Source organism: Microbacterium sp. UBA3394 (genome assembly GCF_002358725.1).
GTDB lineage: Bacteria > Actinomycetota > Actinomycetes > Actinomycetales > Microbacteriaceae > Microbacterium > Microbacterium luteum.
Genome location: NZ_DEPK01000089.1, coordinates 1 through 13,336, shown reverse-complemented (window position 1 = coordinate 13,336; position 13,336 = coordinate 1). Strand labels below are relative to the sequence as shown.

At 70.5% G+C, this 13,336-nt stretch carries 11 protein-coding genes; 5 read left to right on the top strand and 6 right to left on the bottom strand.

All coding sequences use genetic code 11. The annotated features are described in order from the left end of the window. A partial coding sequence (locus B4E30_RS05370) for an aldehyde dehydrogenase family protein (RefSeq protein WP_286793869.1) occupies positions 1–861 on the bottom strand: 861 nt, incomplete at its 3' end. A 90-nt stretch (positions 862–951) separates the two neighbouring features. After that, on the bottom strand, positions 952–2,265 hold the full coding sequence (locus tag B4E30_RS05365) for a GAF domain-containing protein (protein WP_286793867.1): 1,314 nt from the start codon (positions 2,263–2,265) through the stop codon (positions 952–954). A 133-nt stretch (positions 2,266–2,398) separates the two neighbouring features. On the opposite strand from B4E30_RS05365, the gene B4E30_RS05360 reads away from it, so the two are divergent. Continuing rightward, the gene (locus tag B4E30_RS05360; RefSeq protein WP_194384117.1) at positions 2,399–3,442 is read left to right on the top strand and encodes an NAD(P)-dependent alcohol dehydrogenase; all 1,044 of its coding nucleotides are present in this window, start codon (positions 2,399–2,401) and stop codon (positions 3,440–3,442) included. 203 nt (positions 3,443–3,645) lie between these two features. Here the strand turns inward: B4E30_RS05360 and B4E30_RS05355 are convergent, their stop codons facing one another. Both B4E30_RS05355 and B4E30_RS05350 read right to left on the bottom strand, forming a co-directional pair. Beyond that, a complete protein-coding gene (locus tag B4E30_RS05355; RefSeq protein WP_286793865.1) occupies positions 3,646–5,073 on the bottom strand; it encodes a CCA tRNA nucleotidyltransferase in 1,428 nt (475 codons plus the stop codon). 35 nt (positions 5,074–5,108) lie between these two features. Next, positions 5,109–6,626: a DUF7059 domain-containing protein gene (locus tag B4E30_RS05350; protein WP_286793863.1), complete on the bottom strand. Its 1,518-nt coding sequence runs from the start codon at positions 6,624–6,626 to the stop codon at positions 5,109–5,111. A 121-nt stretch (positions 6,627–6,747) separates the two neighbouring features. Between B4E30_RS05350 and B4E30_RS05345 the strand changes: the two genes are divergently transcribed. From B4E30_RS05345 to trxA, 4 genes are all read left to right on the top strand, one after another. Further along, positions 6,748–8,985: a DUF6049 family protein gene (locus B4E30_RS05345; RefSeq protein WP_286793861.1), complete on the top strand. Its 2,238-nt coding sequence runs from the start codon at positions 6,748–6,750 to the stop codon at positions 8,983–8,985. Next, entirely contained in the window at positions 8,982–10,601 is a 1,620-nt protein-coding gene (gene murJ, locus B4E30_RS05340; protein ID WP_286793859.1) for a murein biosynthesis integral membrane protein MurJ, read from the top strand. Before B4E30_RS05345 ends, murJ begins: the two co-directional genes overlap by 4 nt. A 100-nt stretch (positions 10,602–10,701) precedes the next feature. Continuing rightward, the gene (gene trxB, locus B4E30_RS05335) at positions 10,702–11,730 is read left to right on the top strand and encodes a thioredoxin-disulfide reductase (protein ID WP_286793857.1); all 1,029 of its coding nucleotides are present in this window, start codon (positions 10,702–10,704) and stop codon (positions 11,728–11,730) included. A gap of 37 nt (positions 11,731–11,767) precedes the next feature. Next, positions 11,768–12,091: a thioredoxin gene (trxA, locus tag B4E30_RS05330; RefSeq protein ID WP_071044208.1), complete on the top strand. Its 324-nt coding sequence runs from the start codon at positions 11,768–11,770 to the stop codon at positions 12,089–12,091. Positions 12,092–12,177: 86 nt separating this feature from the next. On the opposite strand, the gene B4E30_RS05325 is transcribed toward trxA, so the two are convergent. Next, positions 12,178–12,519, bottom strand: coding sequence for a tryptophan synthase subunit alpha (locus B4E30_RS05325; RefSeq protein ID WP_071044209.1), 342 nt, complete (start codon positions 12,517–12,519; stop codon positions 12,178–12,180). Positions 12,520–12,586: 67 nt separating this feature from the next. Then, the coding region (locus B4E30_RS05320) for a ParB/RepB/Spo0J family partition protein (protein ID WP_286793854.1) at positions 12,587–13,336 on the bottom strand (750 nt) is incomplete at its 5' end.

Genomic DNA, 13,336 nt, shown 5'->3' with positions numbered 1-13,336 from the left:
CTCGCGCGCGACGTCCTCGAAGAACACGTTCGCCGACTTCCCTCCGAGCTCGAGGGTCACCGGGATGAGGTTCTGCGAGGCGTACTGCATGATGAGGCGGCCGGTGGTGGTCTCGCCCGTGAACGCGACCTTGCGGATGCGCTTGTGCTGCGCGAGCGGGGCGCCGGCTTCGATGCCGAACCCGTTGACGATGTTCACGACGCCCGCCGGCAGCAGGTCGCCGATGATCTCGAACAGGAAGAGGATGCTCGCCGGAGTCTGCTCGGCGGGCTTCAGCACGACGCAGTTGCCGGCGGCGAGCGCCGGGGCGAGCTTCCACGTCGCCATGAGGATCGGGAAGTTCCACGGGATGATCTGCCCGACCACGCCGAGCGGCTCATGGAAGTGATACGCCACGGTGTCATCGTCGAGCTGACTGAGCGAGCCCTCCTGAGCGCGCAGCACACCGGCGAAGTAGCGGAAGTGGTCGACGGCGAGCGGGATGTCGGCGGCGAGCGTCTCGCGCACCGGCTTGCCGTTCTCCCACGTCTCGGCGACGGCGATCTTCTCGAGGTTCTCCTCGATGCGGTCGGCGATCTTGTTGAGGATGACGGCCCGGTCCGCGGGCGTGGTGCGCTTCCAGGATTCGAACGCCTTCCACGCCACCTCGACGGCACGGTCGACGTCTTCGACGGTGCCCCGTCCGACCTCGCAGAACGGCTTGCCCGTGACCGGCGAGATGTTCTCGAAGTACTGCCCCTTGACCGGCTCGACGAACTCTCCGCCGATGTAGTGGCCGTAGCGTGCGCGATAGTCGGCGAGCGCTCCCCGCTGGCCCGGAGCCGCGTAGACGCTCGAGACGCCTTCTTCAACGATGGTCATAGTCCTGTCTCCTTCGACTGGCTGCGCGACGAACACTGTCGCGCGATGCCGTCGACGCTAGGCGGCGCTACGTTGCATCCGGTTGCACCCTCATGACGTGAGGCGGTCCAGACGCGCGACGACGCCAGCGCGCTTGGGGGAGCGGGCCGGCAGGAGCTCCAGGCACAGCCGCAGCACCTCCGCGTCGTCGGCGGCTTCGTCGGTGTCGGCGTAGGCGAGCAGCACATCCACGCTCGCGTCTTCGATGAGCGCCTCACGCAGCGCCGCACTCACCGACGCCCGCACCTGCTCGACTCCGGGTGCCACCGAGTCCGGCAGCACCGCGCCGGCGTAGGCGGCGAGCGCGACGCGGTGGGCCCCGCGGTCGAGAAGGGAGACGACGTGCTGCGCGTCGGTGTCGAGGTCGACGGTGAGTCGGTAGGGGCGGGATGCCGGCACCAGCGCCGGGGCGACGGACTCGACCACTCTGCGCAGCCGCACCATCTCGGGGCGCAGCGACTCGGTCGCGCCGTCGCCGTAGACGAGCTCGCCGAGGCTCTCGGCGGACAGCCCCGCACGGTGGGTGGCGAGCATCAGGAGGATCTCGGCGTGACGGGCGCTCAGCTGGACGGATGCGGTCGGGTCGCTCGCGCCGCCGGTCTCGAGCACGGCGCGGTCCCGACCGAGCACCCGGAGCGTCGCGCGCACGGGGGCGCGGCGGCTCGCCCGGCGCTTCGGGGCCTCGGCGCGCCGGCGCAGGCGCGCCACGAGCAGCTCGCTCTCGATGGCGCGGGCGGCGGCGTCCACGAGGAGCTGCGCCTGCGGCGTCACGGCCTCGGCGCCGCCGGTCACGTCGATGACGCCGAGCAGACGGCGCGTCTCGGGGTCGTGGAGCGGCGCAGCGGTGCACGACCATGGCTGCACGAGCCGGTTGTAGTGCTCGGCGCCGCGGATCTGCACCGACCGGTCCAGCCGCAGGGCGGTGCCGGGAGCGGCGGTGCCCACCGCATCCTCAGCCCAGTTCGCGCCCTCGACGAAGCCCATCTCGCCGGTGCGGCGGCGGATGTCGAGGTCGCCCTCCACCCACAGCAGTCGGCCCGATGCGTCTCCCACGGCGACGACGACACCCGACTCGCTCGTCTCGCCGGGCAGCAGGAGTCCGCGGATCATGTCCATCACGGTCGCGAGCGGATGCGCGCGGCGATACTCCTCGAGTTCTTCGCGGGACAGCGCCATCGGCGGAAGCCCCTCGGCACCGACGAGACTCGCCAGCGAACGCTCCCACGAGTCCCGCACGAGCGGTCGCACGTCGGCGAGGCGCGTGTCACCCCGGTTGCCGGCGACGAGTTCTTCGTGGGCGCGCTCGATGAGCAGACGGGATGTCTCCGGCGAGACCCCGCGCTGACGCGACCACGCAGAAGTCATCCTGCTCCGATCGGCGATGAGGGAGCGTAGGGCCAGTGTAGGTCGCACGACGGCGCCGGTCATCCCCCTGGTGCGCCGATTCCGGCGGTGTCAGGCTGAAAGCGTCCCTCGACCCCGAGCATGAGGAGGACCCATGAAAGCTGTGCAGTATCGCGAGATCGGAAAAGGACCGGAAGTCGTCGACATCGACACGCCCGAGCCTGGCCCCGGGCAGATCCGACTGCGGGTGACCGCCGCCGGTCTGTGCCACTCGGACTGGTTCGTGATGGACCTTCCCGAGGACCAGTACACCTACGGCCTGCCCCTCACCCTCGGTCACGAGGGCGTCGGCGTCGTCGACATGCTCGGCGACGGTGTCGAGGGGATCGAGGTCGGCGGGTCGTACGCGATCTACGGGCCGTGGGGCTGCGGCCAGTGCCACGCGTGCTCCCAGGGTGCGGAGAACTACTGTCCGCACGCGGCCGAGATGGGCATCGCTCCTCCCGGACTCGGCGCCCCCGGCGCCATGGCCGAATACGTCATCGTCGACGACAAGCGGCACCTGACGCCGCTCGGCGACCTCGACCCGGTCGAGACGGTCTCACTGACGGATGCCGGGCTGACGCCCTATCACGCGATCAAGGCCGCCGAGCACAAGCTCCGCCCCGGCTCGACGGCGGTGGTGATCGGCGTCGGCGGCCTCGGCCACGTCGGCGTGCAGATCATCCGCGCCATCAGCGGCGCCAACGTGATCGCCCTCGACGTCAGCGACGAGAAGCTCGAACTGGCCAAGGAGGTCGGCGCGCACCACACGGTGATCTCGGACGAGAACGCCGCGGAGCGCGTGCGCGAGCTCACCGGCGGGCTGGGCGCATCGGCCGTCTTCGACTTCGTCGGCGCGCAGCCGACGCTCGACCTCGCCCGCGACGTGGTCGCGACCGACGGCTACATCCACATCGTCGGCATCGGCGGAGGCACCCTCGCGACCGGCTTCTTCTCGACGCCGATGGGCGCGGCCGTCCGCGCTCCGTACTGGGGCACGCGATCGGAGTTGAAGGAGGTGCTCGAACTCGCCCGCACCGGCGCCGTCGGCGTGCACGTCGAGCGCTTCGGCATCGACGACGCCGTCGAGGCCTACGCGAAGCTGCACGAGGGCACCGTCCGCGGTCGCGCCGTCGTCGTGCCGAACGGTTCCTGACGCCCGCGTTTCGTCTCGGTCGCTCCGCTCCCTCGCTCAACGACCGGAAGGGGGCGTCCCACCCCGGTCGTTGAGCGAGCGGAGCGAGACGAAACGCCCCCACCCCCGGTCGCCCGCCGGTCGTTGAGCGAGCGGAGCGAGACGAAACGCCCCGCCCCGCACCCCCGGTCGTTGAGCGAGCGAAGCGAGACGAAACGCAGCCGTCAGGCGCGCGCGTCCCACCAGGCGCGCAGGCGGCGTTCGGCCTCATCCGCACCGAGCACGCCCTCGTCGAGGCGCAGGTCGAGCAGGAACCGGTAGGCGGCGCCCACGTCGCGCCCCGGCGGAATGCGCAGGATGCGCTGGATGTCGTTGCCGTCGAGGTCCGGCCGGATCGCGTCGAGCTGCTCCTGCTCGCGCAGCGCCGCGATCCGCGACTCGATGTCGTCGTAGGCGCTGCGCAGCCGGTTCGCCTTCCGCTTGTTCCGCGTCGTGACATCCGCCCGCGTCAGGATGTGCAGCCGCTCCAGCTGATCGCCCGCGTCACGCACGTAGCGGCGCACGGCGGAGTCGGTCCATGCCCCCTCGGCATAGCCGAAGAACCGCAGGTGCAGCTCGATGAGCAGGCACACCGCAGCCGTCGTCGCCGCGTCGAAGCGCAGCGCGCGCAGGCGCTTGCGGGCAAGCCGCGCACCCTTGACGTCGTGGTGATGGAAGGTCACCCCGCCACCGGGTTCGAGCCGGCGCGTGGCCGGCTTGCCGATGTCGTGCAGCAGGGCCGCGAGGCGCAGCGCGACGTCGGGGACCGCATCCGGGCGCCGCGTCTTCTCGAGCGCGATCGCCTGGTTCACCACCGTGAGCGAGTGCTCGTAGACGTCTTTGTGGTGATGGTGCTCATCCACCTCGAGCCGCAGCGCGGGCACTTCGGGGAGGAATTCGCCCATGAGCCCGGTGTCGACGAGAAGGCGGATGCCGCGCACCGGGTCGTCGGTCGCGAGCAGCCGCACGACCTCGCCCTGCACGCGCTCGGGGCTGACGATGCTCAGCGTCTCGCGCAGGGCGGTGATCGCCTCGGTGGTGGCGGGGTCGACCTCGAACTCGAGTTGCGAGGCGAATCGCGCGGCGCGCAGCATGCGCAGCGGATCGTCGCCGAAGCTCACGCGCGGGTCGATCGGCGTGCGCAGACGCCCGGCGACGAGATCCTCGACGCCGCCGGTGGGGTCGATCAGGGTGCGCTCGGGAACGCGCATGGCCATGGCGTTCACGGTGAAGTCGCGTCGCACGAGGTCGCCCTCGAGGCTGTCGCCGAAAGCGACGACGGGCTTGCGGGTGGTGCCGTCGTAGCTGTCGGCACGGTAGGTGGTCACCTCGACCTGCTCGCCGCGGATGCGCGCGCCGATCGTGCCGAACTCGCGCCCGACGTCCCACTGCGCCGTGCTGATCGGCGTGACGATCTTCAGGATCTCGTCCGGATGCGCGTCGGTGGTGAAGTCCAGGTCGTGCACCGTGCGGTCGAGCAGCGCGTCGCGCACCGGACCCCCGACGATCGCCAGCTCGCGGCCCGCTTTCGCGAAGGCGTCGGCGAGCGTCGCGACGATCGGGGATTCGGCGAGCGCGCCGAGGCGCACGACACCCTCGGCCATGTTCAGCATGGTCTCGAGCCTACCGATCCGACTCGCGGGCCCGATCAGTCGACGACGGTGAGGAAGCCGGCGAGCACCAGCTCGCGCACCCGGGGGAGGAGATCATCGCGCAGGCTGTGCGCATCCACCTCCATGAGATGGGCGATCGCATCGATGAGCACCCCGACCGCGAGGTCGCCGTCGCACGCACCGACGAGGGCGGCAAGGCCCGGATCGACCTCGATCACGCGCGCGTATCCGCCGCCCTGACGCAGTTCGATCACGCTCGGATCCTCGGCCCCCGGCCGATGATGACGGGCCTCGGACACATCGGATGCGGTGCGCAGCACCCGGCTGGCGAGGGCTTCGTCGTCGAGCTCGGCGATGCGGTCGTGACCCGCGAGGCAGGCTGCGATGTGCCCGCCCAGGCCACCGCCGCCGGGCGCCGTACCGATGCGCTCGTAACGCGACAGCGTCGGCACCTCGGCACGGCGCAGAAGCACGGATCCGAAGCCGATCGCCGTCACCCCGCGCCGCTCGAAGTCGTCGAGCCACGCGGCGAGGAGCTCCCCGAAGCGATCGCTGGTCGGCACCGTTCCACCGTCGCGGATCCACAGCTCGGCGTATGCGAGGGGGTCGAGCTGTTCGCGCTCGACGACCCACGCATCCAGCGGCACCGGCGACGCCTCGACCCACGCGCGCATCCGCTCGAGCCCGTCGACGCCGTCGCGCGTCTCCCAGTTGCCCAGGAACTGTGCGACGCCGCCGGGCGCGAGCACGTCGCCGACTCCGGCGACGACCGCCTCGACGAGGGCGTCGCCGACGAGACCGCCGTCGCGGTAGTCGTAGGAGGGAACCCCCGCCGCGCGAGGCGTGATGACGAACGGCGGATTCGACACGATCCGGTCGAACCGCTCGCCGGCGACGGGCTCGAAGAGGCTGCCGACCCGTGTATCGACGCCGTCGCAGCCGTTCAGCAGCGCATTCAGGCGGGTGAAGCGCACCGCGCGTTCGGACACGTCGGTGGCCACGACGCCGTCTGCGAAGCGACGGGCACGCAGCGCCTGGATGCCGCATCCGGTGCCGAGGTCGAACACCCGGCGGGCGGGGGTCGGCATCTGGATCGCCGCGAGCGTGAGCGACGCCCCGCCGACGCCGAGCACGTGATCTTCGGGGAGCGGACCGCCGAGCGCCATCTCGTCGAGGTCGCTCGCCACCCACCACTCGCCCTCGCCGGCGTCGTCGTGGAAGGACTGGGGCCGGATGAGCGCCGCCGGCTCGACGCCGCCGGCGACGTCGACCGCAAGGCCGAGGCGGCGCAGCCCGTCGACGCCGCACGTCGGCAGCGCAGCGGCGACGTCGGAGGCGGGCTGGGCCACGCCGAGCACGAGCAGGCGCCCCAGCACGGCGAGCGGGTCGGTGCGGGCTCCGAGCGCGCGGATCGCGGGCGCCCTCAGCTCCCGGCCGGTCGCGTCGTCGGCGGTCGCGCCCCACGCTGCGCGCAGGTTCTCCGAGGTGAAGCCGGCCCCGCGGAGGTCATCGGCGAGGGCAGCGCAGGTGGCGGCATCCGGTTCAGGCAGCACGCGCCCATTCAACCGCGTTGCGACCGCGGGCGGCGTCACACGGCCCGGCTCCCAGGTCTCTGCAGGGGCGAACCGTAGAATCGCACCGATCGTGCGGTCATGCGTCGCACGGGAGTTCCCCATGACCGACACCTCTTCCTTCTCGCGCGCCGTTCACCGCCCGTGGCGCGGCACCCCTCGCGCAGCGGCCGCAGCCGTGCTCGCGGGCGCCGTCGCGCTCGCACCGACGGCCGCGTGGGGGGCACCCGTCGTCCCCGAGCCCGACGCGACCGATGCGCCGGTGCTGAGCGGCGAGGTCACCTATGCGATGGCACCGGCGGGGAACGGCATCGTCGATGAGGGCGATTCCCTCACGGTGTCGTTCGTCGTGAACAACGGCACGCTCGAAGCCGCCGAGGGCGTCGACGTCTCCCTCGGCCTGTCCGACGACGCCCTGGCCAGCCGCACCTCACTGTCGTCGTGGCTTGCCGGGGACTCGTCGGCGCAGACCGATGAGATCGGCACGACGTCGTTCGGCGCGACCCTTTCCGGCGCGGAGCAGACGGCGCGCCTGACCATCGACGCCGACGACGATGCCCTCGCCGACCGCGAACCGGGTGTGTACCCGCTCGCCGCGACCTTCACACGGGGCGACGACTCGGTCGAGGTGCGCAGCGCGGTGACCGTGCCCGACGACGGCGAGGTGACCCCGTTGACCGTCGTGGTCCCGATCACCGCTCCGGCGATCGGGACGCCGGTGCTGACGGCCGCGCAGCTCGAGGAGCTCACCGCGGAAGGCGGGTCGCTGTCCTCACAGCTGGATGCGGTGGCCGGCACCCCGGTCGTGCTCGCGATCGATCCGGCGATCCTCGCGTCGATCCGGCTCCTCGGAACCTCCGCCCCCGAGTCCGCCCTCGCGTGGCTCACCGAGCTCGACGCTCTGCCGAACGCGCGGTTTGCCCTGCAGTACGGCGACGCCGACGTCGCGGCACAGATGGATGCCGGGTTCGAGGCACTCCTCGAACCCGGCGCTCTCACCGCTCTCATGCGCGACGAGGACTTCGCCGCACCGGTCGAGCAGCAGACCGTCGAGCCGTCGGAGTCGGCCACACCGACGCCGACCGAGTCCTCGTCCGACGAGACCGACACCGACGCGGAGAGCCTCGGGACCCCCTCCCTCGAGGAGCTGCTGTCGGTGGATGCCTCGCACGAGCGCGTGTACTGGCCCGCGACCGGCACCGGCGGTTCGCTGGTGGCGGATGCGCTGGCTGAGGCGAACGGAGACGACGACGCGTCGGCGCTCATCCTGACCGAGTCCGCGCTCGTGACCGGCACCGGTGCGACCGTGCCGGCCCGCGCATCCGCCACCGACACGCAGCTGCTGGTGTACGACACCGACATCTCCCGCGAGCTGAATGCCGCCTCGGCCGAGAGCGACACGACCCTCCGAGCGGCGCCGCTGGCCGCCGCGAGCGCCTACCTGCACTTCGCCGCCGAAGACGCCGGGGAGGAACCGCTTCTGGTCACCGTGGACCGTGCGTCGACGGAGCGCTCTCGTCTCGCCCTGCGCGCGGCGGTGCTCGCCGCCACGCAGGCGCCGTCGACCGCGGCATCCCCGTTCGCCGGACTGGTCGCCCACGACCCGGCTCCGGTGCAGCTCGTCGCCGGTGTGCCCGACGAAGATCGGGCATATGCCGCGGCGGACATGCATGCGGACGAAGACGCTCTCGCTCGCTTCGCCACCGTGCTCGACGACCCGGAGCTGCTGACCGGACCGAACCGTGACGAGATCCTCCAGGTGCTCGGCAACGCCTGGCGCGGCGACGAGTCGTGGCCCGCCGCCGTCTCGGCGCAGCGGCAGGGCACGATCGAGACGATCGATTCCGTCGGGCTGCTCCCGCCGAGCACCGTCCAGCTGCTCGGCTCGTCGTCGACGCTTCCCGTCTGGGTGCGCAACGACCTCCCGTACCCGGTGAACCTCACCCTCTACTCCCAGCCCGAGGATCTGCGCCTCGATGTGGAAGACGCCGTCACCGTCGTGGCCAGTCCCGCGTCGAACACCCGCATCGAGGTGCCCGTGCAGGCGCGCATCGGCAACGGTGAGGTCGATGTCGCCCTCGATCTCCGCAGTCCTGCCGGCGTTCAGATCGGGTCCACCGAACGCGCCGAGGTCTACGTGCGCGCCGAATGGGAGGGCATCGGCATCACGGTTCTGGCGGTCCTCGTCGGGGGTCTCCTCGTGATCGGCCTTGTGCGGACGATCCGCCACCGCCGGCGCGCCGCGACCGACGGCGACGGCGACGGCGAGGGCCTGGCGCTCGAGGCTGACGAGGACGATGCCGAAGACCCGGCATCCGCGACACCGCGGGACGATCGATGAGCGGCATCGGCCGCGCGAGCGTGCTCATCGGTGCGGGCACCGTGGTCTCGCGACTGACGGGTCTCCTCCGCACGGTCGTGCTGGTCGCCGCCGTCGGCTCGGTGCCGAGCGCTGCGGCCGACGCGTTCGCCGTCGCCAATCAGCTCCCCAACAACATCTACGCGATCATCTCCGCGGGGCTGCTGAGCGCCGTGGTGGTGCCGCAGATCGTGAAGGCGGCGGCCCACACAGACGGCGGCAGCGCCTTCGTGTCGAAGCTGTTCACGCTCGGCACGGTCGGCCTGCTGGTCACCACGGCCCTCGCCACCGCCGCCGCACCACGGCTCGTCCAGCTGTACGCGCCGGACTACACCCCCGCTCAGACCGCATTGGCCACCGCCTTCGCGTATTGGTGCCTGCCGCAGATCTTCTTCTACGGTCTCTACGCGCTGGTCGGCGAGACTCTGAACGCAAGACGCGTCTACGGCCCGTTCACGTGGGCCCCGATCGTCAACAACATCGTCTCGATCGCCGGCTTCCTGGCCTTCATCGCTCTGTTCTCCGGTCCGGTCACCCAGGTTGCCGGCTGGACGCCCGACATGATCGCACTGCTGGCCGGTACGGCGACGACCGGCATCGTGGTGCAGGCGGCCCTTCTGCTGGTGTTCTGGCGCTCCGCCCGGCTGCGGGTCCGGCCGGATTTTCGATGGAAGGGCGTCGGTCTCGCGCAGATCGGCCGCCTCGCCGGGTGGACCTTCCTCATGATGCTCGCCGGACAGGTCGCGGGACTCGTGCAGACCCGGGTGCTGTCCGAGGCCTCGAGCGACGGTCCGTCGGTCTTCGCCTTCCAGAACGCGTGGCTGCTGTTCATGCTGCCGTATTCGATCATCGTCCTGTCGATCGGAACGCCCTACTACACGCGGCTCAGCGAGCACGCCTCCGCCGGGCGCGATGTCGAGGTGCGCGACGACATCGTCAGCAGCATCCGCACCCTCGGGCTGTTCGTCGTGCTCGCCACCGCCGCCCTCGCCGTCGCGGCGGTGCCCGCCAGCCGCATCTTCACCACCGACGCGGCCGGCGCCCTGCAGGCGGCCCCCGTGCTTCTGGCCTTCCTCGTGTGCCTGGTGCCGTTGGCGGTGCTGTTCGTGATCCAGCGCACGTTCTACGCGTACGACGACACCCGCACGCCATTCTTCTTCACCCTCGTTCAGGTGGCCCTCGTCGTCACCGGCGCGCTCGTCTCGGCGGCCCTCGTCGACGTCGGCGTGATCGCGCTCCCCCAGCTGGCCTCCTCGGTCGCCCTCACGCAGTCGCTCGCCTCCGTCGTGCAGGTGATTCTCGCGACCTGGCTGCTGCAGCGCCGGCTCGGCGGGCTGCGGGTCGCGGAGTGGATGCTCTCGCTCGCGCGCTTCACTCTCGCGGCGCTCCCGGCGGCGGCCGCGGGGTGGGGGGTGTACCTGCTTCTCGGCGGCCCCGCAGGGTGGACGACCTCGAACCCGCTCCTCGCCGCAGTCGGCACCGGGATCATCGGCCTCGGCGTGCTCGTCGTCTATGTGGGGATGCTCGCCGTGCTGCGCGCCCCGGAGCTGCACGGCGCCTTCGGCCTCGTGCGGCGATTCCTCCCCGGCGGCCGCTGACGCGACCTGCTGCTCGTCCGGCGCGAGGCCGTTCACCTGCGGGGAATTCCGGGCCGTTACCATGTGTTGTCACGGCTGGCAGAACAACGAAGGAGGCGCAGTGCGTCAGGTCATCATCATCGGCTCGGGTCCCGCGGGTTACACGGCGGCGATCTATGCCGCGCGTGCGAACCTCGAGCCCCTCGTGGTCGCCAGTTCGGTCGAAGCCGGTGGCGAGCTCATGAACACCACCGAGGTCGAGAACTTCCCCGGGTTCCCGGAGGGCATCCAGGGTCCCGAGCTCATGGCGAAGATGCAGGAGCAGGCGGAGAAGTTCGGCGCCGAAGTGCTGTACGACGACGTCGTCGACCTCGATGTCGCCGGGCGCAGCAAGAAGGTCACGCTCGGCAGCGGAAAGTCCTTCGAGGCAGACTCGATCGTCTTTGCGACCGGCTCCGCCCCGCGCAAGATCGGCGTCGAGGGCGAGCAGCGCCTCTCCGGGCGCGGCGTCTCGTACTGCGCGACGTGCGACGGGTTCTTCTTCCGCGAGCGCGAGATCGCGGTCGTGGGAGGCGGTGACTCGGCGATCGAAGAGGCGACGTTCCTGACGAAGTTCGCGTCGAAGGTCTACGTCATCCACCGTCGCGACGAGCTTCGTGCATCCAAGATCATGCAGGAGCGCGCCTTCAGGAACGACAAGATCGAGTTCGTGTGGAACGCCGAGGTCGTCGATGTGCTGGGCGAGGATGCCGTCACCGGCGTCGTGCTCGAGGACACCGTCGACGGCAGCCGCCGCGAGCTCGCGCTCCAGGGCCTGTTCGTCGCAATCGGCTACGACCCCCGCACCCACCTCGTGCACGGCAAGCTCGACCTCACCGAGGCCGGCACCGTCTGGGTCGACGGTCGCTCCTCCCGCACCTCGGTCCCCGGGATCTTCGCCGCGGGTGATGTCATCGACCCCACCTATCGCCAGGCCGTCACCGCGGCCGGCAGCGGAACGGTCGCCGCCCTCGACGTGGAGCACTACCTCGCATCGCTCGGTGAAGCCGGCGCACCCGACGCCACGGCCGACCCGATCGAAGACCGCCCGGGCGCGGATGACGAGGAGCCGCTCGCAGCCGCGGAACATTCCCCCGCCGTCGCACGTTGATCCGATAGACGCAAGATTTCTGAGAAGGAGAGTGGAAATGACCGCCAAGGCGACCACGTCGGCGACCTTTGAGCAGGATGTCCTGCAGGCCGACGGCCCCGTGCTCGTGGACTTCTGGGCAGAGTGGTGCGGCCCGTGTCGCATGGTCTCGCCCGTGCTCGATGAGATCCAGTCGGAGAACTCCGACAAGATCACCGTGCTGAAGCTGAACGTCGACGAGAACCCCGACCTCGCGATGAAGTACCAGATCACCTCCATCCCGGCGATGAAGGTCTTCCAGGGCGGCGAGGTCAAGTCGACCATCATCGGCGCGAAGCCCAAGTTCGCTCTCGAGCAGGATCTCGCAGAGTTCCTCACCTGACCTCCGCGTCCTGAGACGTCGAAACCCCGCTGGCCTCCAGGCCGGCGGGGTTTCTTCTGTTCCGAGGGTCTCGGTGGGGGAGGTCGTCAGGATGCGTCGGCGTGGGCGGAGGCATCCCACCGGCGGTGCTTCTCCTCGCCGAGCAGACGCCACACCGCCTTGGTCAGCGGCGGGTAATCCAGAGCGATCTGCCGCAGCACCCGGTAGTGCCGGGCCTGGGAGGGGCGGACGCCTCCGTTTGCTGCGATGTTCTCCGCACGCAGGGTGAGCACCACGAGTTCATCGACCGTCGGGAGGTCTTCCATGAAGTCCCACGGGTCCTCACCGCCGTGCAAACGCTCATCGACGAGCACGGACAACTCGTCCGCTGCCTCCGCGCGCAGCAGTTCGAGACTGGCTCGCCGCGGGGTGCTCTCGTCGTGGGTCACCCATCCAGGGTACGCCGCGTGTCCGATACGGGCATTCTGCGTGCCATCCTGTGGAGAGGTCGGTTTCTCAGCTCGCGCCGTATCCGTTCTCGCCGAGGTCCTCAAGGATACGATTCAGATCCTGGATGCTGGCGAAATCGATGCTGATCTGGCCTTTTCGCATACCGAGGCTGACCTTGACACGCGTGTTGAGGCGGTCACCGAGTCGCTCGGCCACCTCGTCGAGGTAGGCCTTGCGGGCGCCGGCCTGCGGCTTGACGCTCTTCGTGGCGCCCGCGTCCGTGGTCTTCGCCGCAGCCTCGGCGGCGCGCACGGAGAGGTCTTCGTTCACGATCTTGTCGGAGAGCCTCTGCATCGACTCGGGGGAGTCGAGCGAGAGGATCGCGCGAGCATGTCCAGCGCTGAGCACGCCGGCCGCCACGCGCTGCTGCACCGGCACCGGGAGCTTCAGCAGACGGATCGTGTTGCTGATCTGCGGACGGGAACGACCGATCCGTGTGGCGAGCTCCTCCTGGGTGATGCCGAAGTCGTCGAGGAGCTGCTGATAGGCGGAGGCTTCTTCCAGGGGATTGAGCTCCGACCGGTGCAGGTTCTCCAGGAGCGCATCCCGCAACAGGTGCTCGTCGGCGGTCTCCCGGACGATCGCAGGGATCGAGGTGAGTCCCGCGGCACGGGCCGCTCGGGTGCGGCGCTCACCCATGATGAGCTCATAGCTTCCGCCTCCGGTGTCACGGACGACGACCGGCTGCAGGACGCCGAACTCGCGCACGCTGTGGATCAGTTCGTCGAGATCGTCCTGATCGAAGTGGGTGCGGGG

Bases quoted from the DNA above. Each gene is read 5' to 3' on its own strand.
- B4E30_RS05365 (WP_286793867.1), bottom strand. From the start codon at position 2,265: ATGACTTCTGCGTGGTCGCGTCAGCGCGGGGTCTCGCCGGAGACATCC.
- B4E30_RS05345 (WP_286793861.1), top strand. From the start codon at position 6,748: ATGACCGACACCTCTTCCTTCTCGCGCGCCGTTCACCGCCCGTGGCGC.
- B4E30_RS05355 (WP_286793865.1), bottom strand. From the start codon at position 5,073: ATGCTGAACATGGCCGAGGGTGTCGTGCGCCTCGGCGCGCTCGCCGAA.
- B4E30_RS05360 (WP_194384117.1), top strand. From the start codon at position 2,399: ATGAAAGCTGTGCAGTATCGCGAGATCGGAAAAGGACCGGAAGTCGTC.
- murJ (WP_286793859.1), top strand. From the start codon at position 8,982: ATGAGCGGCATCGGCCGCGCGAGCGTGCTCATCGGTGCGGGCACCGTG.
- trxA (WP_071044208.1), top strand. From the start codon at position 11,768: ATGACCGCCAAGGCGACCACGTCGGCGACCTTTGAGCAGGATGTCCTG.